Source organism: Streptomyces sp. Y1 (assembly GCF_041053115.1).
Taxonomy (GTDB): domain Bacteria; phylum Actinomycetota; class Actinomycetes; order Streptomycetales; family Streptomycetaceae; genus Kitasatospora; species Kitasatospora rubellomurina.
In genome coordinates, this window is record NZ_CP163445.1 from 3515759 (window position 1) to 3537466 (window position 21708).

The following is a 21708-nucleotide window of genomic DNA, read 5'->3' on the forward strand; positions in this document are numbered from 1 at the left end:
ATTTCCGTGCGTTTTAGCCTGACCCCGAAGGAGACGAGCTTCTACGACATGTTCGCCGCCGCGGCGGAGAACCTCGTCGTCGGTTCGAAGCTCCTGCTCGAACTGCTGGGATCAGACGTGTCGGCCCGCGCGGAGATCGTCGAGCGCATGCGCGCCGCCGAGCACGCCGGGGACGACACCACCCATGCGGTGTTCCACCAGCTGAACTCCTCCTTCATCACGCCCTTCGACCGCGAGGACATCTACAGCCTCGCCTCGTCGCTGGACGACATCATGGACTTCATGGAGGAGGCCGTCGACCTGGTCGTCCTCTACGACATCCAGACCCTGCCGAAGGGCATCGAGCAGCAGATCGAGGTGCTCGCGCGGGCAGCCGAGCTCACCGCCGAGGCGATGCCGAACCTCCGCAGCATGTCGAACCTCACCGAGTACTGGATCGAGGTCAACCGGCTGGAGAACCAGGCGGACCAGATCCACCGCAAGCTGCTCGCCCACCTGTTCTCCGGTCAGTACGACGCGATCGAGGTGCTCAAGCTCAAGCAGGTCGTGGACGTCCTCGAAGAGGCCGCGGACGCGTTCGAGCACGTCGCGAACACGGTGGAGACCATCGCGGTCAAGGAGTCCTGACCCTCGTGGACATGGCAGCACTCATCGCCGTCATCGGCGTTGCGTTCTTCTTCACCTACACCAACGGCTTCCACGACTCGGCGAACGCCATCGCCACCTCGGTCTCCACCCGGGCGCTGACGCCCAAGGCCGCGCTCGCGATGGCCGCGGTGATGAACCTGGCCGGCGCCTTCCTGGGCAGCGGGGTGGCGCACACCGTCTCCAAGGGGATCATCGAGACCCCCACCGGCAACCAGGGCATGGCGATCCTGTTCGCCGCCCTGATCGGTGCGATCGCCTGGAACCTGGTCACCTGGTACTTCGGCCTGCCGTCCTCCTCCTCGCACGCCCTGTTCGGCGGCATGGTGGGCGCGGCGCTGGCCGGCGGGATCGACGTGATCTGGAGCGGCGTGATCGACAAGATCATCGTCCCGATGATCCTCTCGCCGGTGGTCGGCCTGGTCGGCGGCTTCCTGGTGATGCTCGCGATCCTGTGGATCTTCCGCCGGGCCAACCCGCACCGCGCGAAGCGCAACTTCCGGGTCGCCCAGACCGCCTCGGCCGCCGCGATGGCGCTGGCGCACGGTCTGCAGGACGCGCAGAAGACCATGGGCATCGTGGTGATGGCGCTCACCATCTCCGGCCACCAGAGCACCGGGGACATCCCGGTCTGGGTGAAGATCTCCTGCGCGACGATGCTCTCGCTCGGCACCTACGCGGGCGGCTGGCGGATCATGCGGACCCTCGGCCGCAAGATCATCGAGCTGGACCCGCCGCAGGGCTTCGCCGCCGAGGCGACCGCCTCGACGGTCATGTACATCACCTCGTTCGTCTTCAAGGCGCCGATCTCCACCACCCACGTGATCACCGCGGCGATCATGGGCGCGGGCGCCACCAAGCGCATCCGCGCGGTGCGCTGGGGCGTCGCGAAGAACATCGTGCTCGGCTGGTTCATCACGATGCCGGCGGCCGCCCTCGTCGCGGCGCTGGTGTACTGGTTCGTCCACCTGTTCTGGGGCTGACGGCCCCGGGACGCCGCACCAGCGAGCGGACGAACGACAGAAAGCAGGGCCCGCCCCCACATCTCGGGGGCGGGCCCTGCTCGTGCTCCGCGGCGGCACCGCCATGCAGCACCGAGGAGCAGCTGGGATCCGGCCTAGCCGAAGCGGCCGGAGATGTAGTCCTCGGTCGCCTGGACCGACGGGTTGGAGAAGATCCGCTGGGTGTCGTCCAGCTCGATCAGCTTGCCGGGCTGCCCGACGCCGGCCAGGTTGAAGAAGGCAGTACGGTCGCTGACGCGGGCCGCCTGCTGCATGTTGTGGGTCACGATGACGATGGTGAACTGCGACTTCAGCTCGCCGATCAGGTCCTCGATGGCCAGGGTGGAGATCGGGTCGAGCGCGGAGCAGGGCTCGTCCATCAGCAGGACCTGCGGCTCGACCGCGATGGCGCGGGCGATGCACAGGCGCTGCTGCTGACCGCCGGAGAGGCCGGCCCCCGGCTTGTTCAGCCGGTTGTGGACCTCCTTCCAGAGGTTGGCGCCCTTCAGCGAGCGCTCCACCACCTCGTCCAGGACGGCCTTCTTCTTCACGCCGGCGAGCTTGAGCCCGGCGACCACGTTGTCGTAGATCGACATGGTCGGGAACGGGTTCGGGCGCTGGAAGACCATGCCGATGGAGCGGCGCACGGCGACCGGGTCGACGTTGGAGGCGTACAGGTTCTCGTCGTCCAGGAGGACCTTGCCCTCGACCCGGGCGCCGGGGATCACCTCGTGCATCCGGTTCAGGGTGCGCAGGAAGGTGGACTTGCCGCAGCCGGAGGGGCCGATGAAGGCGGTCACCGAGCGGGGTTCGATGCTCATCGAGATGTCCTCGATGGCCTTGGTGGTGCCGTAGTAGGCCGACAGTCCGCTGACGTCGATGCGCTTGGCCATGATCGTTGCTTCTCTCGTCTTCTTCGTACGTCAGTCGGTCGCTCAGTGTCCGCCCTTGGGCGAGCGCCAGCGTGCGATGCCCCGGGCGATGAGGTTGAGCCCCATCACGAAGGCGATCAGCACCAGCGCCGCACCCCAGGCACGGGCGTAACCGTTGTCGTTGTTGACCACCGAGTACTGCTGCCAGATGTACATCGGCAGGGACTGCTGCGGTCCGTCGAACGGGTTGCTGTTGATGTAGTCGGCGCCGAACACCAGCATCAACACCGGGGCGGTCTCGCCCGTGATGCGGGCGACCGCGAGCATCACGCCGGTGGTGATGCCGCCGATCGCGGTGGGGAGGACGATCCGCAGGATCGTCTTCCACTTCGGCACGCCGAGGGCGTACGAGGCCTCGCGCAGCTCGTTCGGGACGAGCTTGAGCATCTCCTCGGTGGAGCGGACCACGACCGGGATCATCAGGATCGCCAGCGCGAGGCTGCCCGAGAAGCCGGAGTAGTTGAAGCCGAGGGCGAGGTTCCACAACGAGAAGACGAACAGGCCGGCGACGATCGACGGGATGCCCGTCATGACGTCGACGAAGAAGGTCACGGCCTTGGCGAGCCCGCCGCGGCCGTACTCGACCAGGTAGACGGCGGTCAGCAGGCCGATCGGGGCGGCCATCACGGTGGCCAGGCCGACCTGCTGCAGGGTGCCGAGCAGCGCGTGGTAGATGCCGCCGCCCTTGCCGGTCTGGATGACGCCCTTCATCGAGTGGCTCAGGAAGTTCCCGTCCACCACGCCGATGCCCTGCTGGATCGTGTACACGGTGAGCGAGACCAGCGGGACCACGGCCAGGATGAAGGCGACCCAGACCACCGAGGTGGCGAGCCGGTCCTTGGCCTGGCGCCGGCCCTCGACCCGGGCCGAGATCAGGTAGCCGCCCAGCAGGAACAGCAGCGCCGAGATCAGGCCCCACTGTAGGTGGCTCTCCAGCCCGCCCGCGGCACCGATCCCGCAGCCGAGCGCGATCGCGCCGGCCGCCACGGCGGGCGGGGTCCAGCGGGGCAGGCGGTTGGCGGTGAGCTTCGGGCCGGTCTGCGGCCGGGCGTCCTCGGGGACGGTGGTGACGACACTCATGCGTTGGCCCCCGAGTACTCCTTGCGGCGGGCGATGATCAGTCGCGCGGCACCGTTCACCAGCAGGGTGATGACGAACAGGACGAGGCCGGAGGCCATCAGCGCGTTGCGGCCGTTCTCGCCGGCCTCGGCGAACTTCAGCGCGATGTTCTGCGCGAAGGTGCCGCCGCCCGCGTCGAGGATGTGCAGCGACAGGACGCTGTTGGAGGAGAGCACCACCGCGACCGCGATGGTCTCGCCGAGCGCACGGCCGAGGCCGAGCATGGAGGCCGAGATGACGCCGGGGCGGCCGAACGGCAGCACCGCGGTGCGGATCATCTCCCAGCGGGTCGCGCCGAGCGCGAGCGCCGCCTCCTCGTGCATCCGCGGCACCTGGCGGAACACCTCGCGGGAGACCGCGGTGATGATCGGCAGGATCATGATCGCCAGCAGGATGCCGACGGTGAACAGGTTGCGCGGGGTGCCGGACTGGGTCTGGTCGAAGAGGTACGTCCAGCCGAGGTACTGGTTGAGCCAGCTGGTCAGGCCGTCCAGGTGCGGCACCAGGAAGAGCGCGCCCCACAGGCCGTAGACGATGCTGGGCACCGCGGCGAGCAGGTCGACGAGGTAGGCGAACGGCTGGGCGATCCGCCGCGGCGCGTAGTGCGAGATGAACAGCGCGATCCCGATGGCCACCGGGACGGCGATCACCATCGCGATGAGGGCGCTGACGATGGTGCCGAAGACCAGGACGGCGATGCCGAAGACCGGCTTCGGGGCGTCCGGCGTCCACTCGAAGGTGGTGAAGAAGTTGCCGTCGTTCTTGCTGAGGGCCAGGCCCGAGCGCCAGGCCAGGAATCCGGCGATCGCGGCCATGATGACCAGCAGCAGGATGCCCGCGCCGCGGGCGAGGTTCATGAAGATCTTGTCGCCGACGCGGCTGTCGCGCGCTCGGCGTTCCCTGCCTCGCGGGGCGGCAGGGGGGGATGAAGTCATTGGTCTACTCCGGTCTGGTGGCGCCGCCCCGGCGGGGGGACGGCACCATGGCGGCGGTGCCCCGGACGTTGGTGCTGGGTTCGTGCGTTCCGGTGGGACGGCCCCTGCCCCCCTCGCTCACGGGGCCGTCCCACCGGTGGTCCTGTCGGGTCAGGCCAGGGCGCCGACGGCGGCCTTGACCTTGTCGCCGATGGCGGCGGGCATCGGGACGTAGCCCTTGTCGCCGATCGACTTCTGGGCGGCGTCGCTGATCGTGTAGTTCAGGAAGGACTTGAGGGTGTCCAGGGTCTCGGCCTTGTTGCCCTTGTCGCAGGCGATCTCGTAGGTCACCAGGACGATCGGGTAGGCGTTGTCGGCCTTGGTGCCGTAGTCCAGGGTGAGGGCGAGGTCGCCGTCGGTGCCCGAGATGGTGGAGGAGGCCAGGGTGAGCGCGGCGTTGGCGGCGGTCGCCTCGACCGGCTGGGCGGCACCGGTGGAGATCTTGGCGCTCTTCAGGTTGTTCAGCTGGGCGAAGGACAGCTCGGCGTAGCCGATCGAGTTCTTGACCTGCTTGATCTGGGCGGAGACGCCGGCGCTGCCGTTGGCGGACTGGCCGTTCTTGCCCTTCCACGCCTTGCTCGGCTCGGCGGTCCAGGCGCCGCCGGAGGTCTTGGCGAAGTAGGAGGTCAGGTTGTAGGTGGTGCCGGAGTCGTCCGAACGGTGGAACGAGGCGATGTCGGCGTCCGGGAGCTTGGCGCCCGGGTTCAGGGCGACGATGGCCGGGTCGTTCCACTTGGTGATCTGCGAGTCGAAGATCTTGGCGGCGGTCGGGCCGTCCAGGACCAGGTTGTCGACGCCGTCGATGTTGTAGACCAGCGAGACCAGGCCGGCCACCATCGGCAGGTCGATCGCCTTGCCACCGGTGCAGACGGCCTTGGAGGCGTCGACGTCGGCGGGCTTCAGGGCGAAGTCGGTGCCGGCGAAGGCGACCTTGCCCTGGTTGAACTGCTGGACACCCGCGCCGGAGCCGCCACCGCTGTAGTTGACGGTGATGCCGGAGCAGGCGGCGCCGAAGCTGGCCTTCCACACGTCCATGGCGTTGGCCTGGGCGGTCGAACCGGCGCCGAGCAGCGTTCCGTTCTTGCCACAGTTGACCGCGGCGCTGGCCGCGGCGGAGCCGCTGGAGCCACCGGACGCCTTGGTGTCACTGTTGTCGTCCGAACCGCAGGCGGCGAGCGACAGCGAGCTGACGAGCGCCATGGCACCGATGGCGAGGGCCTTGGAGCGGCCGTTCCGCTGGAGCTTCACTGGGGTGTCCCTTTCTGTGGCATTGCCCGTCGCGCGGGCCGTACAGGTACGGCGGAGCACGGGTTTTGCTGTGGTCCGGGGCCCGTTCGGCCCTCCGGTAGTCCCGAAGTTAGGCCGGGTAAGTGACACGACAGCCGGTCGCAAGTGAACGGGGAGTGAACCTCGGAGGGATGACAGGAAACTACGTCAGGTAGTAACGGTTGCGTCACGGCAAGGGCTCGGGAAGATCACTTCCACCGTTCCGCCACCGGCGGCTCCCCGTTCGTCCGCACGGGCCGCGCCCCCAGGATCACCAACAGGGCATCGATCAGCAACCGGTCGCGCTCGTGCGTCAGCCGGGCGCGGGCCTTCCCGGCCGGCAGCCACTCCAGCCGGTCCACCTCCCGGTTCGGCCGGAACGCCCCGCCGGCTGGCACCGCCGCCCAGTACCGCACCTCCTTCGGCCGGCCCTGCGCCAGGTAGTGCTGGGCGGGCAGCTCCGGGCCGAGCACGCAGGCGTAGCCGGTCTCCTCCCGGACCTCGCGCAGCGCCGCCTCGACCACGCCCTCGCCCGGGTCGAGCTTGCCCTTGGGCAGGCTCCAGTCGTCGTACTTCGGACGGTGGATCACCGCGATCCGCGGCCGGCCCAGCCGACCGCTCTTCTTCGGCCGGCCCGGCAGCCACAGCACCGCGCCCGCCGCGAGGACCACCCGGGCGGACGCCGGACCGGCGGCGGTGACGTCCACCGTCCGCCGCCCGGTCCACGGCTGCCCGGTCCTCGATTGTTCGTGCACACTCAAGCCATTCGTGGTGCGGGGGGATTCCCCCAGCCCTCGGCAGGGGGCAGTTCCAACCAGCCGTCCAGGCCGGGCGGGAGGTCGGGCCACCGGCGGCCGAAGGCGTACCGTGCCGCCTCCACCTCCAGTCGCTGATCAGCATGCACCACGCCCAGCACGTAGGCGGTCGCCGGGGTGATCCGGGGCGTGCGCGCCGCGGTGGCGACGGTCACCGCCGCGTCCGCCGCCTCCTGGTGGCGGCCCAGCACCGCGTCCAGCTCGTCCAGCTCGCTGGACGGGCGGCCGCACACCTCCAGCGCGTACCGGGCCCGCTTCAGCAGGATCCGCATCCGGGACCAGGGCGCGTCGTCCGCGGCCAGCGCCGTGTCCGCGTCCGCACCACCGCGGGCCGCCGGCACCGCGCCCAGCCGGCGCAGCACGTCCCCGCCGTACGGCGTCGCGGCCCGCTGCAGCGGCAGCTGCTGGGCGCTCGCGGACAGCGCGGTGAACGCGGCGGCCGCCTGCGGCAGCAGCACCGCCGACGCCCGGCCGCCCGCCGACTCCAGCAGCGGCGCCTCGCCGACCAGCAGCGTCATCCGATCCGCGAGCGCGTGCAGCCGGGCCGAGCGCAGCTCCTGCAGCACCGTGGAGTGCGCCCTGGTCCGGGCCAGCGTCAGCTGGCGGTCCAGCAGGGCCCGCGCCTTCGGGGCGCCCGCGTGCCCGACCAGCATGCCGGTGCCCTCCGGGTCGGTGCCGCTCAGCGAGTCCAGCGCGCCGAGCAACCGGGCCGAGCGGCGGACGTAGCCCGGTTCCAGCGCCAGCAGGTTCAGCAGCCAGCGCAGCTCGGTGCGCGACTCCTGCGCCCAGGTCTGTTCGAACAGCGCGCCGAAGGTGTGCAGCAGCCCCCCGACCCGCCGGACGGACCGCAGCAGGTCGGCCGTACCGGCCGCCGGGACGGTCGAGGCGGTCCCCGGTCTGGCGCCGACCTCGCCCACGGCCAGCGGCAGGGCGCGCAGGAACGCTCCGGCCTGGGCGGTGAGCCGGCCGGAAAGGATGTCCCCGGCGGTCGCGGTGGAGGCCGCCTGGGCCGTCATCGGCGCATCGGTCATGGCGTGGTAGATCCCCGTTCCCCCAGGGGCCGTCCCCCCGGGGCTGGTGGCCGACCGCCGGAGCGGGCCCCGGTTCCCCCGGGGGCCTGCTCGGGCGGCTCGCATCAGTGGTCGCGTCAGCGCGAGGTGGCGGCCCGGCGGCGCTGGCGCGAGTCGATGAGCAGGTCCTGGACGTGCCGCAGCGGCTTGCCCTCGGCGTCCTGCGAGTGGCGGGTCCACGCGCCGTCCGGCCCCAGGTGCCAGGACTCGGTCTCGTCCGACACCCCGAGGTCGATCAGCCCGGACAGCTCGGCGCGGTGCGCCGGGTCGGTGATCCGCATGAGCGCCTCGATCCGGCGGTCCAGGTTGCGGTGCATCATGTCGGCGCTGCCGATCCAGACCTCGGGATCGCCGTTGTTGCCGAACACGAAGATCCGGGAGTGCTCCAGGAAGCGGCCCAGGATGCTGCGGACCCGGACGTTCTCGCTCAGACCCGCCACCCCCGGGCGGATCGCGCAGATCCCGCGCACCCAGACGTCCACCGGCACCCCGGCCTGCGAGGCCCGGTAGAGCGCGTCGATCACGGCCTCGTCGACGATCGAGTTGACCTTGAGCTTCACGTGGGCCGGCCGGCCCGCCCGGTGGTTGGCGATCTCGTTGTGGATCCGGGAGACCAGCCCGTCCCGCAGGCCGCGCGGGGCGGTCAGCAGGCGGCGGTAGGACTCGCGGCGGGAGTAGCCGGACAGCCGGTTGAAGAGGTCCGAGAGGTCCGCGCCGACCTGCGGGTCGGAGGTGAGCAGACCGAGGTCCTCGTACAGCCGGGCGGTCTTCGGGTGGTAGTTGCCGGTGCCGACGTGCGAGTAGCGGCGCAGGGTGTCGCCCTCCTGGCGGACCACCAGCGACAGCTTGCAGTGGGTCTTCAGCCCGACCAGGCCGTAGACCACGTGGCAGCCGGCTTCCTCCAGCTTGCGGGCCCACTTGATGTTGGCCTGCTCGTCGAAGCGCGCCTTGATCTCGACCAGCACCAGCACCTGCTTGCCGGACTCGGCCGCGTCGATCAGCGCGTCCACGATCGGCGAGTCGCCCGAGGTGCGGTACAGCGTCTGCTTGATCGCCAGCACGTCCGGGTCCGCGGCCGCCTGCTCCAGGAAGGCCTGCACGGAGGTGGAGAAGCTGTCGTACGGGTGGTGCAGCAGGACGTCCCGCTCGCGCATCGCGGCGAAGATGTCCGGCTGCGAGGCCGACTCGACGTCGGTCAGCCCGCGGGCCGTCCCGGCCACGAACTTCGGGTACTTCAGCTCCGGGCGGTCCAGCTCGGCGATCCCGAACAGGCCGGTCAGGTCCAGCGGCCCGGGCAGCGGGAAGACCTCCGCCTCGGTGATGTTCAGCTCCCGCACCAGCAGGTCCAGGATGTAGGGGTCGATCGACTCCTCGACCTCCAGCCGGACCGGCGGGCCGAAGCGCCGCCGCATCAGCTCCTTCTCCAGGGCCTTGAGGATGTTCTCGGTGTCGTCCTCCTCCACCTCCAGGTCCTCGTTGCGGGTGACGCGGAAGGCGTGGTGGGCCAGCACCTCCATCCCCGGGAAGAGCTCCTCCAGGTGCGCGCCCATCACGTCCTCCAGCGGGACGTACCGCTGGGGCGAGGCCTCCAGGAAGCGGGCCAGCGACTGCGGGACCTTGACCCGGGCGAAGTGCTTGTGGCCGGACACCGGGTTGCGGACGACCACGGCCAGGTTGAGCGAGAGCCCGGATATGTACGGGAAGGGGTGGGCCGGGTCGACCGCCAGCGGCGTCAGCACCGGGAAGATCTTCTGCCGGAACAGCGTGTGCAGCCGGGCCTGCTCCTTCTCGGCGAGCTCCGGCCAGCGGACCACCTCGATGCCCTCGGCGGCGAGGTCCGGCAGCACCTCCTGCTGGAAGGCCGCGGCATGGCGGGCCATCAGCTCGCGCGAGCGGGTCCAGATCAGGTCCAGCACCTCACGCGGCTGGAGGCCCGACGCGCTGCGCTGGGCGACACCGGTGGCGATCCGGCGCTTCAGGCCGGCCACCCGGACCATGAAGAACTCGTCCAGGTTGCTCGCGAAGATCGCGAGGAACTTGGCCCGCTCCAGCAGTGGGATCTCCGGGTCCTCGGCCAGCTCCAGGACGCGTTCGTTGAAGGCGAGCCAGCTGCGCTCGCGGTCCAGGAATCGCCCCTGCGGCAGGGCGTCGAGTTCCTGCTCGTCCGTGGCCGGCAGCTCCGGCGGTGTCCCCAGCGCACCGGACATCCGGGCCGGTGGCGACAGCGGGGCAGAGACGGGGCGGGGGATGCTCATGGGTTCCAGCTCCTCCAGCAGCAGGACGGCGTCCGGACGCGAATGGCTCTGCGGGCCGTCGTCCTCGCCCGGGGCGGAGCCCAGGAGCAGCGCCCACCCGCCGGGCGCGGTCCCTACAGGACCGACCGGCGCGTGGCGGTCGACTCTGCACGAGCGAGACACTACGGACTTCATCCTGTGATCTTCGCGGCAGCAATTGAATCCACGGTAAACACCGCATGGCCAGGAGGAAAGCTGAGTCGGTCGGGGCAAGGGATCCGGGCGATTCGCACCCCTTGCCCGTCCCGCTCGGCTCGCCCGTCCGGCCGCCCGGTGTCAGGGCCGTACCGGTCGGCGGTCGGCCCGCTGTCAGGCCGACCGGTACCGGGCCCGGTACATGAGGTCCACCTCGTGGACGGTGAAGCCCAGGCGCTCGTACACCCGGACGGCCGCCGGGTTGTCGGCGTCGACGTAGAGCAGGACGGCCTCCAGGCCGCGCTCGCCCTCGCCGGAGCCGGTCAGGTGACGCAGGCCGGCGGCGGTGAGCGCGCGGCCGAGGCCGCTGCCCTGCTCGGCCGGGTCGACCCCCACCACGTAGACCTCGCCGAGCGCCGGCTCGGTGGCGGTGGCCGGGTGCACCTTCGTCCAGTGGTAGCCGACCACCTCGCCGTCGCGGGTCGCGAGGAAGAAGCCGGCCGGGTCGAACCAGGGCTCGGCCAGCCGGTCGGCCAAGTCCTGCTCCGTCCAGGAGCCCTGCTCGGGGTGGTGGGCGAAGGCCAGCGCGTTCAGCCGCAGCCAGGCGGCGTCGTCCTCCCCCGGGCGGAAGGTTCGCAGCTCGATGCCGGCCGGCAGCGGGACGGCCTCGGTCTGCGGGCCCGTACGGCGCATCTGCCGCAGTTCCCGGACCAGTTCGGCGCCGTACGCCCCGGCCAGGTGCCGGGCCGCCGGGTGGCCGCCGTGCACCCAGAAGTCCACCGCGTCGCGGCCCTCCTGGTGGGCCCGCGCCAGCACCGCGTCGACCAGGGGACGGGCCAGGCCACGACCGCGGGCCGCCGGGTCCACCACCAACTCGGCCGCGGGGTTGGCGGTTCGGCCCTCCGGGACCTCGAGCTGGCCGTAGCCGAGGACGGTGTCGCCCGGGGTGTCGCCTTCGCCCTCGCCCTCACCCTCGCCCTCGATGAAGTGGGTGATGCCCGGGCGAGGAGTCTCGGAGGAGCGGAGCCGGAGCCGGCCCTGCTCGGACACGGCGGCCCGGCCGTCGACCGCCTGGGCCTCCGCCAGCACACGGAGGGCGCCGTCGCGCTGCTCGGGGCGGAGCACGTTGTTCGCAATGACCGCTGTCTGATCGTCCATGCGTTGACGATACGTCACGGGAGATCATCGCCGGAGGTCATCGGAAACGCGAAAAACCCCCAGCCGGGTTTCCCTGGCTGGGGGTTCTTCTGAAGAATTGTTCGGCGGCGTCCTACTCTCCCACAGGGTCCCCCCTGCAGTACCATCGGCGCTGTGAGGCTTAGCTTCCGGGTTCGGAATGTAACCGGGCGTTTCCCTCACGCTATGACCACCGAAACACTATGAAACTGTCGACCCGCCGGCAAGGCGGTCGTTGTTTCAGAACAACACAGTGGACGCGAGCAACTGAGGACAAGCCCTCGGCCTATTAGTACCGGTCAACTCCACCCCTCACAGGGCTTCCATACCCGGCCTATCAACCCAGTCGTCTACTGGGAGCCTTACCCTCTCAAGGAGGTGGGAGTGCTCATCTCGAAGCAGGCTTCCCGCTTAGATGCTTTCAGCGGTTATCCCTCCCGAACGTAGCCAACCAGCCATGCCCTTGGCAGAACAACTGGCACACCAGAGGTTCGTCCGTCCCGGTCCTCTCGTACTAGGGACAGCCCTTCTCAACACTCCTACGCGCACAGCGGATAGGGACCGAACTGTCTCACGACGTTCTAAACCCAGCTCGCGTACCGCTTTAATGGGCGAACAGCCCAACCCTTGGGACCTACTCCAGCCCCAGGATGCGACGAGCCGACATCGAGGTGCCAAACCATCCCGTCGATATGGACTCTTGGGGAAGATCAGCCTGTTATCCCCGGGGTACCTTTTATCCGTTGAGCGACGGCGCTTCCACAAGCCACCGCCGGATCACTAGTCCCTACTTTCGTACCTGCTCGACCCGTCAGTCTCACAGTCAAGCTCCCTTGTGCACTTACACTCAACACCTGATTGCCAACCAGGCTGAGGGAACCTTTGGGCGCCTCCGTTACCCTTTAGGAGGCAACCGCCCCAGTTAAACTACCCACCAGACACTGTCCCTGATCCGGATCACGGACCCAGGTTAGACATCCAGCACGACCAGAGTGGTATTTCAACGACGACTCCCACCCAACTGGCGTTGGGCTTTCACAGTCTCCCACCTATCCTACACAAGCCGAACCGAACACCAATATCAAGCTATAGTAAAGGTCCCGGGGTCTTTCCGTCCTGCTGCGCGAAACGAGCATCTTTACTCGTAATGCAATTTCACCGGGCCTATGGTTGAGACAGTCGAGAAGTCGTTACGCCATTCGTGCAGGTCGGAACTTACCCGACAAGGAATTTCGCTACCTTAGGATGGTTATAGTTACCACCGCCGTTTACTGGCGCTTAAGTTCTCAGCTTCGCCTCGACGAATCAAAGCTAACCGGTCCCCTTAACGTTCCAGCACCGGGCAGGCGTCAGTCCGTATACATCGCCTTACGGCTTCGCACGGACCTGTGTTTTTAGTAAACAGTCGCTTCTCGCTGGTCTCTGCGGCCACCCCCAGCTCAGAGTGCAAGACTCGTCACCAGGAATGGCCCCCCTTCTCCCGAAGTTACGGGGGCATTTTGCCGAGTTCCTTAACCATAGTTCACCCGAACGCCTCGGTATTCTCTACCTGACCACCTGAGTCGGTTTGGGGTACGGGCCGCCATGAAACTCGCTAGAGGCTTTTCTCGACAGCATAGGATCATCCACTTCACCACAATCGGCTCGGCATCAGGTCTCAGCCTTAATGAGTGACGGATTTGCCTATCACTCGGCCTACACCCTTACCCCGGGACAACCACCGCCCGGGCTGGACTACCTTCCTGCGTCACCCCATCGCTCACCTACTACCCCGTTGGGTCACCGGCTCCACCACTTCCCTTTGCCCGAAGGCTCCGGGACGGCTTCACGGGCTTAGCATCAGAAGGTTCAGCGTTGGCGCTTCAAAGCGGGTACGGGAATATCAACCCGTTGTCCATCGACTACGCCTGTCGGCCTCGCCTTAGGTCCCGACTTACCCTGGGCAGATCAGCTTGACCCAGGAACCCTTGGTCAATCGGCGCAAGAGTTTCCCACTCTTGTATCGCTACTCATGCCTGCATTCTCACTCGTATACCGTCCACGACTGGTTTCCACCGCCGCTTCACCCGGCACACGACGCTCCCCTACCCATCACAGCAACCGTTAGGTCTTCACGCTGCAATGACACGACTTCGGTGATGTGCTTGAGCCCCGCTACATTGTCGGCGCGGAATCACTTGACCAGTGAGCTATTACGCACTCTTTCAAGGGTGGCTGCTTCTAAGCCAACCTCCTGGTTGTCTCTGCGACTCCACATCCTTTCCCACTTAGCACACGCTTAGGGACCTTAGTCGGTGTTCTGGGCTGTTTCCCTCTCGACCATGGAGCTTATCCCCCACAGTCTCACTGCCACGCTCTCACTTACCGGCATTCGGAGTTTGGCTAAGGTCAGTAACCCGGTGAGGCCCATCGCCTATCCAGTGCTCTACCTCCGGCAAGAAACACGTGACGCTGCACCTAAATGCATTTCGGGGAGAACCAGCTATCACGGAGTTTGATTGGCCTTTCACCCCTAACCACAGGTCATCCCCCAGGTTTTCAACCCTGGTGGGTTCGGTCCTCCACACGGTCTTACCCGCGCTTCAACCTGCCCATGGCTAGATCACTCCGCTTCGGGTCTTGGGCATGCAACTCAGTCGCCCTATTCGGACTCGCTTTCGCTACGGCTACCCCACACGGGTTAACCTCGCTACACACCGCAAACTCGCAGGCTCATTCTTCAAAAGGCACGCAGTCACGGCCAGCCGGCAAGCCGACTGACGACGCTCCCACGGCTTGTAGGCACACGGTTTCAGGTACTATTTCACTCCGCTCCCGCGGTACTTTTCACCATTCCCTCACGGTACTATCCGCTATCGGTCACTAGGGAATATTTAGGCTTAGCGGGTGGTCCCGCCAGATTCACACGGGATTTCTCGGGCCCCGTGCTACTTGGGAGATGAGCAAGCAAGCCGTACAGATTTCGTCTACGGGGGTCTTACCCTCTACGCCGGACCTTTCGCATGTCCTTCGACTACCCATACGGTTTCTGACTCGCCGACCGGCCGGCAGACCGATCAAGCTCATTCCCACGACCCCCTGAGCGCAACCCCTGCCGGGTCTCACACGCTCAAGGTTTAGCCTCATCCAGTTTCGCTCGCCACTACTCCCGGAATCACGGTTGTTTTCTCTTCCTGCGGGTACTGAGATGTTTCACTTCCCCGCGTTCCCTCCACACTGCCTATGTGTTCAGCAGCGGGTGACAGCCCATGACGACTGCCGGGTTTCCCCATTCGGACACCCCCGGATCAAAGCTCGGTTGACAGCTCCCCGGGGCCTATCGCGGCCTCCCACGTCCTTCATCGGTTCCTAGTGCCAAGGCATCCACCGTGCGCCCTTAAAAACTTGGCCACAGATGCTCGCGTCCACTGTGCAGTTCTCAAACAACGACCAGTCACCCACCTCAACAAGCATGGGACCGGCAACCACTGAGACAACGTTTCCGTTCCCTCAGGACCCAACAACGTGCCCGACACAGTCAATCCCAGACCACGTTCCACGCCCGAAGGCAGTACTAACGATCCGATCTCTTCCTGTGCCGAATAGTCAACGTTCCACCCATGAGCGAGCACTCCGGGACATTCGCCCGAAGCTGCTATGTGCTCCTTAGAAAGGAGGTGATCCAGCCGCACCTTCCGGTACGGCTACCTTGTTACGACTTCGTCCCAATCGCTGGTCCCACCTTCGACGGCTCCTCCCCTTACGGGTTAGGCCACCGGCTTCGGGTGTTACCGACTTTCGTGACGTGACGGGCGGTGTGTACAAGGCCCGGGAACGTATTCACCGCAGCATGCTGATCTGCGATTACTAGCAACTCCAACTTCATGGGGTCGAGTTGCAGACCCCAATCCGAACTGAGGCCGGCTTTTTGGGATTCGCTCCGCCTCGCGGCATCGCAGCCCTTTGTACCGACCATTGTAGCACGTGTGCAGCCCAAGACATAAGGGGCATGATGATTTGACGTCGTCCCCACCTTCCTCCGAGTTGACCCCGGCAGTCTCCTGTGAGTCCCCATCACCCCGAAAGGCATGCTGGCAACACAGAACAAGGGTTGCGCTCGTTGCGGGACTTAACCCAACATCTCACGACACGAGCTGACGACAACCATGCACCACCTGTATACCGACCACAAGGGGGCACCCATCTCTGGATGTTTCCGGCATATGTCAAGCCTTGGTAAGGTTCTTCGCGTTGCGTCGAATTAAGCCACATGCTCCGCTGCTTGTGCGGGCCCCCGTCAATTCCTTTGAGTTTTAGCCTTGCGGCCGTACTCCCCAGGCGGGGAACTTAATGCGTTAGCTGCGGCACCGACGACGTGGAATGTCGCCAACACCTAGTTCCCAACGTTTACGGCGTGGACTACCAGGGTATCTAATCCTGTTCGCTCCCCACGCTTTCGCTCCTCAGCGTCAGTAATGGCCCAGAGATCCGCCTTCGCCACCGGTGTTCCTCCTGATATCTGCGCATTTCACCGCTACACCAGGAATTCCGATCTCCCCTACCACACTCCAGCCTGCCCGTATCGAATGCAGACCCGGGGTTAAGCCCCGGGCTTTCACATCCGACGCGACAGGCCGCCTACGAGCTCTTTACGCCCAATAATTCCGGACAACGCTCGCACCCTACGTATTACCGCGGCTGCTGGCACGTAGTTAGCCGGTGCTTCTTCTGCAGGTACCGTCACTTGCGCTTCTTCCCTGCTGAAAGAGGTTTACAACCCGAAGGCCGTCATCCCTCACGCGGCGTCGCTGCATCAGGCTTTCGCCCATTGTGCAATATTCCCCACTGCTGCCTCCCGTAGGAGTCTGGGCCGTGTCTCAGTCCCAGTGTGGCCGGTCGCCCTCTCAGGCCGGCTACCCGTCGTCGCCTTGGTGGGCCGTTACCCCACCAACAAGCTGATAGGCCGCGGGCTCATCCTGCACCGCCGGAGCTTTACACCCAGGAGCATGCACTCCCAGGTCATATCCGGTATTAGACCCCGTTTCCAGGGCTTGTCCCAGAGTGCAGGGCAGATTGCCCACGTGTTACTCACCCGTTCGCCACTGATCCACCCCGAAGGGCTTCACCGTTCGACTTGCATGTGTTAAGCACGCCGCCAGCGTTCGTCCTGAGCCAGGATCAAACTCTCCGTGAATGTTTACCGGTAATCCGGTCCACACCCGCGTTGAGCGGCACGGCAACCACCGGAATAGGGCGGCCCCGCGCACTGCGTCCTCGCTAGTGTTTATTTCAAAAGGAATCTCCAACCCCAGGAAACCTGAGGCCGGGGATGTCAACATATCTGGCGTTGACTTTTGGCACGCTGTTGAGTTCTCAAGGAACGGACGCTTCCTTCGAGCCGCTTTCCAGCGGGCCCTCCGGGCTTCGTTCTTTCGTGTTTCCAGCTTATCAGATGTTTTCCGCTCCGTTTCCGGGGCTTCGTCATCCAACTCGCCGGTGTCTTCCGGGGCTTGACGCCCTGTCCGACGTTTCAAACTCTAGCCGATCCCCGCTCCGAAAAGCGAATCCAGCCGAGTCCGACCGCAATCCGATAAAACGCGCACACCGAATAAGCACCCTGCCGCGACGCGAAAACGCAAACGCGACCCAGTGCGAACCGGGAAGTGGTGTTTCGAATGATTGGCTACCCCGGGACCGTCCGCGCAGATGCGTGTCCGGTGCTCCCTGCCAGGCAGCTCGAAGAACACTAGACCTCTGGCACAGCCGAGTCAAGCTCCGCAACCGGATTCCCGGCCTCCGCCTCGGCCGGCAGCTGGAAGGCCAGGACGGCCACGTCGTCGTCGTGCTCCGAGGCCACCCCCATCGCGCGGAGCAGGCGGGCGCAGATGACCTCGGGGGCGCCGATCGCGCCGGTGAGGGTGCGGGCCAGGAGGTCGAGGCCCTGGTCGATGTCCTCGTCGCGGCGTTCGACCAGGCCGTCCGTGTAGAGGACACCGGTGGTGCCGGGCAGCAGGCGCAGGGTGTGGGAGACGTGGAGGCCGCCGCCGGTGCCGAGCGGCGGGCCGTTCTGTTCCTCGCTGCGCAGGACGGTGCCGTCCGGGCAGCGCAGCAGCATGGGGAGGTGCCCGGCGGAGGCGTAGGTGAGGGTGCGACGGCACGGGTCCCAGACGGCGTAGGTGCAGGTGGCGATCTGGTTGGCGTCGATCTCCATGGCGATGTCGTCGAGCAGGCGCATCACCTCGTGCGGGGGCAGGTCGAGGCGGGCGTAGGCGCGGACGGCGGTGCGCAGCTGTCCCATCACCGCGGCGGCCCGCAGGCCCCGGCCCATGACGTCGCCGATGACGAGCGCGGTGCGTCCGCCGTCGATGGCGATGACGTCGTACCAGTCGCCGCCGACCGCGGCCTCGGCGCCGCCGGGCTGGTAGGTGGTGGCGACCCGCAGGCCGGCGGGCTGGTCGAGCTTCTGCGGGAGCAGGCTGCGCTGGAGGGTGACGGCGGCTTCGCGCTGGCGGCGCTCGGCCTCGCGGAGGCGGGCGGCGGCGAGGACCTGGTCGGTGACCTCGGCGGCGAAGATCAGGACGCCTGCGGGCGGGCCGTCCGCCGGGGTGTCGCAGGGGCCGAGCGGGACGCAGGAGACGTTGTAGTAGCGGTTGCCGGTGAGGCCGAGGATGCAGCGGGCCTTCACACTGCGGGGGCGGCCGCCGCGGATGACCTGGTCCATCAGCGGGAGGACGCCCATGGTGCCGAGCTCGGGGAGGGCTTCGCCGGCGGGCAGGCCGGTGCGGCGGTCGCCGAAGAGCTCGCGGTAGGCGCGATTGGTGTAGCCGAGCTGGTGGGCCGGGCCGTAGGTGACGGCGACCGGGGCGGGGATGCGGTTGAGGACCTCGCGCAGGTGCTGGGGTTTGAGCGGGTCGAGGAGTTCGGCGACGGCGGCCGGGTTGCTCGGGTCCCGGGGGCTGGGGACGACCACGGTGTCGGCGGAGGGCGTGCCCTCGTCGGTGCCGGCCCCGTTGGACGGGGTGGCACGCCAGGGGACTCCGGTGAGCCGGGCGCTCCAGCGCATGAGGTTCAAACGACGGCCGCTTCCTCGTTTTCCAGTCATATCATCACTTTTTGTGCGCACAGCAGCACACGGGGTAATGACCAGTTCGGGCTGATCCTGTCAGGCCGTGGCCCGATTCCGGAAGTCGCGCGCCCGGCGTGGCCGTCCGAACCGCCCCCGGGCGGAATCGTCCGCGCCGCTCACCGGGGCGCCTCCGGTCCGCCGCCGGGCGGCCGGCCCGGCCCGGGGTCGAACCCCGCCTCGAACTCCGAACGCCCGTACTCGACGCCGCCGAGCGAGACCACTTCGCGGGAGAACACCCCGCCGAGCACCCAGTCCATCAGCACCCGCACCCGGCGTTCCCGGCTCGGCAGCCGGCGCAGGTGCCGGGCCCGGTGCAGCCACCAGGCCCGCCGCCCGGTGAGCCGGCCGCCGCGCCGGGTGTGCGTGACGGCCCGGCCCAGGCCCAAGGAGGTGGAGCAGGCGGCGGGGCCCGGCCGGTACGGGGCCAGGCCGGGCGCGTGCGGCCCGCCGTCCAGGGCCACCGCGAGGTTGCGGGCGAGCAGGTCGGCCTGCGCGAAGGCGTGCTGGGCGTTGGGGGCGCAGGGCGCGCCGTCCGCGTTCGGGTCCGGTACGGCGGCGCAGTCGCCGACCGCCCAGACGCCGGGCAGCGCCCGCCCGTCCGGTCCGACCGCCTGCAGGGTGGCCAGGCAGCGGACCCGGCCGTGGGTGTCCAGCGGCAGGTCGGTGTCGCGCAGCAGCGGGGAGGGGCGCACGCCCGCCGTCCAGACCAGGGTGCGGGCGCCGAAGCGGCTGCCGTCCGAGAGCGCCACGACCTGGTCGACGGCGGACTCCAGGGTGGTCCGCAGGCGGACGTCGACGCCGCGTTCGCGCAGCTCGCCGAGGGTGTGGGCGGCGAGGTCGGGCGACTCCTCGGCGAGGATCCGGCCGGTGGCCTCGACCAGGACCCAGCGCAGGTCCTCGGCGGCGACGTTGTGGTACTGGCGGACGGCGGTGCGGGCCATGTCCTCCAGTTCGGCGAGCGCACCGACGCCCGCGTAGCCGGCGCCGACGAACACGAAGGTGAGCGCGGCCTGGCGCAGCGCGGGGTCGCGGGTGGTGGCGGCCAGGTCGAGCTGTTCCAGGACGTGGTTGCGCAGGTCGACCGCCTCGCCGACGGTGGAGAAGCCGCGGCCGTGCTCGGCGAGGCCGGGCACCGGCGCGGTGCGGGGCGCCGAGCCGGCGGCCACCACCAGGAGGTCGTAGGGGAGTTCGACGGGTGCGGGGGGCTCGCCCGGCCCGGCGGCGTCGGCGAAGGCCCGGCGGGTCGCGTGTTCGATGCGGGTGATCCGGGCGGTGAGCACCCGGCAGTCGGGCAGGGCCCCGCGCAGCGGGACGACGATGTGGCGGGGGTCGATCGAGCCGGCCGCGACCTCGGCCAGCAGGGGGTGGTAGGTGAAGTAGGCCCGGGGCTCGACGACGGTGATCTCCGCTTCGCCGCGCCGGATCCGGTCCCGCAGACCGCGCTGGAGGTTCAGCGCGGCGGCCGTTCCGGCACAGCCGCCGCCGGCGATCAGGATTCGGATGGTGCACCTCCTGACGATGTGACGATTCGTCCCGGCCTCGCGGCCGGGGGCGTCCCCCCATCACGCCCCCCTATGAAGGACCTGCGGGGGCGGTCTTGTCCACAGCCCGTACGGCCCCGGTCGTGGCGGCCGGGGCCGGAGTGGCCAGTTGTGCTGCCCGGACGACTTTCTGACGCACTTTCGGACGCGAAGAGGCGTGAACTATGGTCGGATTGTGTACCGGAGCGGCCACCGCCACGACCATCGGCGGCGACGCACCGTGGATCGGCCACTACGGCCTGTTCCAGTGTCGGCGCGCGGACCCGACTGCGGGGCAGTCATCCGGGGAAGGGTAGTTCCCGGACGAGGCCCCGGACCGGGCCGACGCGCCGGGCCGGACCACCCGGCCCGGCCGCACGAACCACCACCGTGGTCGACGGGACGGGACGGGCCGCACGAGCGATGGATCATCGGGTCTTTTCTGACGGATCGAGCTGCACCGGGGGGTGCAGAGGCGGGCGACGACGGGTACTGGTTTCGGACGCCTGCGGGGGAGAGTTGGGATGATGGAGCAGAAGCAGGTGTTGGGGCGGGTGGACACACCGCACGCGGGCCAGGGCACGGTTCCGGAGCAACGCGGGCCGGTGGACCTGCCGCCGCCCTTCGATGCGGCGCGGTCGGACTCCGTACCGGCCGTTCAGGCCGCCCAGGCCGTTCACGTCACTGCGTCGGGAGCGCCGGCCGCCTCCTACGCGGGTGCGCCGTACCGCGCGGAGCCGCCGCAGGCCGCTCCGCCGCTGCCCGGGGCCCGGCTGCGGGTGGATGCCCGGCGGAACCTGGAGAGCGTGCTGCGGGCCGCCCGCGAGGTGTTCGGCGAGTTCGGCTACGACGCCCCGATGGAGGAGGTGGCGCGCCGGGCCGGGGTCGGGGTCGGCACCGTGTACCGGCGCTTCCCGAGCAAGGAGGTGCTGGTCCAGCGGATCGCCGCCGAGGAGGTGGCCTGGCTGACCGACCAGGCCCGGGAGTCGCTGTACGGCGGGGACGGCGCCTGGGAGGCGCTGGCCGGCTACCTGGCGCGGGCGGTGAGCACCGGCGCCGGGCGGCTGCTGCCGCCGGAGGCGTTCCGGTACGCGGAGGAGCTGGGCCGGGTGCCCGAGCCGCGGCTGCCGGAGCAGCCGGCCGCCGTCCGCTTCGACCCGCGCGACGAGGACGAGCGGTCCGACGCGGCGGGCGAGCCCTCGGCGGCGGACGCCGATCCCCGGCTGCTGCTGCAGTTGCTGGCCGCCCTGGTGGCGCGGGCCGGCGCGGCGGGCGAACTGCGGCCGGGCGTCACGGTGTCGGACGTGGTGCTGGTGCTGACGGCGTCGGTGCCGGTGCACGCGGCGCGGACGGCCGTGGCGGGCGGCGGCTTCGGCGCCGGGGCTCCGCAGGCGGACGGTCAGCCCGCCGCCGGGCCCTCGGACCGACTGCTGCAGATCCTGCTGGACGGCCTGCGGGCGCGCTGACCCGGGTTCAGGGGCGGTCCGGCCCGGCTTCGCAGGTGTCGGACGGGCAGCGGGAGTTGAGCGGACCACCGGCGCGCGGCCCCATCACGCGCGCCGGGTGCGTGCGGCGCGCAACAGCCCGTCGCACGGGGGGCGAACACATCCGCGACGGCCCCACGGAAGAGTGGGTACCGGCCGGTCCGGCTACCGG

At 68.4% G+C, this 21708-nt stretch carries 12 protein-coding genes, 3 rRNA genes and 1 pseudogene; 3 read left to right on the top strand and 13 right to left on the bottom strand.

Features of this window, described 5'->3' with window-relative positions:
- Positions 1 to 6 precede the first annotated feature (6 nt).
- Together AB2U05_RS14835 and AB2U05_RS14840 are read left to right on the top strand one after the other, a co-directional pair.
- On the top strand, positions 7 to 627 hold the full coding sequence (locus tag AB2U05_RS14835) for a DUF47 domain-containing protein (RefSeq protein WP_030059626.1): 621 nt from the start codon (positions 7 to 9) through the stop codon (positions 625 to 627).
- A 5-nt stretch (positions 628 to 632) separates the two neighbouring features.
- Positions 633 to 1628, top strand: coding sequence for an inorganic phosphate transporter (locus tag AB2U05_RS14840; protein ID WP_045692275.1), 996 nt, complete (start codon positions 633 to 635; stop codon positions 1626 to 1628).
- 134 nt (positions 1629 to 1762) lie between these two features.
- On the opposite strand, the gene pstB is transcribed toward AB2U05_RS14840, so the two are convergent.
- From pstB to AB2U05_RS14905, 13 genes and pseudogenes are all read right to left on the bottom strand, one after another.
- On the bottom strand, positions 1763 to 2539 hold the full coding sequence (gene pstB / locus AB2U05_RS14845) for a phosphate ABC transporter ATP-binding protein PstB (RefSeq protein ID WP_045692274.1): 777 nt from the start codon (positions 2537 to 2539) through the stop codon (positions 1763 to 1765).
- Between the two features lie 42 nt (positions 2540 to 2581).
- The gene (gene pstA / locus AB2U05_RS14850; RefSeq protein ID WP_045692273.1) at positions 2582 to 3658 is read right to left on the bottom strand and encodes a phosphate ABC transporter permease PstA; all 1077 of its coding nucleotides are present in this window, start codon (positions 3656 to 3658) and stop codon (positions 2582 to 2584) included.
- Complete coding sequence (gene pstC, locus AB2U05_RS14855; RefSeq protein WP_045708806.1) at positions 3655 to 4632, bottom strand: phosphate ABC transporter permease subunit PstC; 978 nt, start codon at positions 4630 to 4632, stop codon at positions 3655 to 3657. The genes pstA and pstC overlap by 4 nt, the downstream gene beginning before the upstream one ends.
- A 150-nt stretch (positions 4633 to 4782) precedes the next feature.
- Positions 4783 to 5919: a phosphate ABC transporter substrate-binding protein PstS gene (gene pstS, locus AB2U05_RS14860; protein WP_045692271.1), complete on the bottom strand. Its 1137-nt coding sequence runs from the start codon at positions 5917 to 5919 to the stop codon at positions 4783 to 4785.
- A 227-nt stretch (positions 5920 to 6146) separates the two neighbouring features.
- Positions 6147 to 6587, bottom strand: a complete 441-nt coding sequence (locus AB2U05_RS14865; RefSeq protein WP_244178596.1) for an NUDIX hydrolase — start codon at positions 6585 to 6587, stop codon at positions 6147 to 6149.
- Between the two features lie 107 nt (positions 6588 to 6694).
- The gene (locus AB2U05_RS14870; protein ID WP_052707095.1) at positions 6695 to 7783 is read right to left on the bottom strand and encodes a CHAD domain-containing protein; all 1089 of its coding nucleotides are present in this window, start codon (positions 7781 to 7783) and stop codon (positions 6695 to 6697) included.
- 116 nt (positions 7784 to 7899) lie between these two features.
- Positions 7900 to 10077, bottom strand: a complete 2178-nt coding sequence (locus AB2U05_RS14875) for an RNA degradosome polyphosphate kinase (RefSeq protein ID WP_045692270.1) — start codon at positions 10075 to 10077, stop codon at positions 7900 to 7902.
- Positions 10078 to 10425: 348 nt separating this feature from the next.
- Complete coding sequence (gene mshD / locus AB2U05_RS14880; protein WP_369183437.1) at positions 10426 to 11409, bottom strand: mycothiol synthase; 984 nt, start codon at positions 11407 to 11409, stop codon at positions 10426 to 10428.
- A 99-nt stretch (positions 11410 to 11508) separates the two neighbouring features.
- Positions 11509 to 11625: ribosomal RNA gene (gene rrf / locus AB2U05_RS14885) — 5S ribosomal RNA — on the bottom strand.
- 71 nt (positions 11626 to 11696) lie between these two features.
- Positions 11697 to 14817 (bottom strand): 23S ribosomal RNA (locus tag AB2U05_RS14890).
- A gap of 259 nt (positions 14818 to 15076) precedes the next feature.
- Positions 15077 to 16600, bottom strand: a 16S ribosomal RNA gene (locus AB2U05_RS14895).
- The 16S, 23S and 5S rRNA genes sit together here, the layout of an rRNA operon.
- Positions 16601 to 17209: 609 nt before the next feature.
- A pseudogene (locus AB2U05_RS14900) lies at positions 17210 to 18478 on the bottom strand (PP2C family protein-serine/threonine phosphatase); the annotation flags it as partial.
- 170 nt (positions 18479 to 18648) lie between these two features.
- Positions 18649 to 20034, bottom strand: coding sequence for an NAD(P)/FAD-dependent oxidoreductase (locus AB2U05_RS14905; protein WP_369185956.1), 1386 nt, complete (start codon positions 20032 to 20034; stop codon positions 18649 to 18651).
- A gap of 545 nt (positions 20035 to 20579) precedes the next feature.
- On the opposite strand from AB2U05_RS14905, the gene AB2U05_RS14910 reads away from it, so the two are divergent.
- Entirely contained in the window at positions 20580 to 21518 is a 939-nt protein-coding gene (locus AB2U05_RS14910; protein WP_369183438.1) for a helix-turn-helix domain-containing protein, read from the top strand.
- The last annotated feature ends 190 nt before the right edge of the window (positions 21519 to 21708 follow it).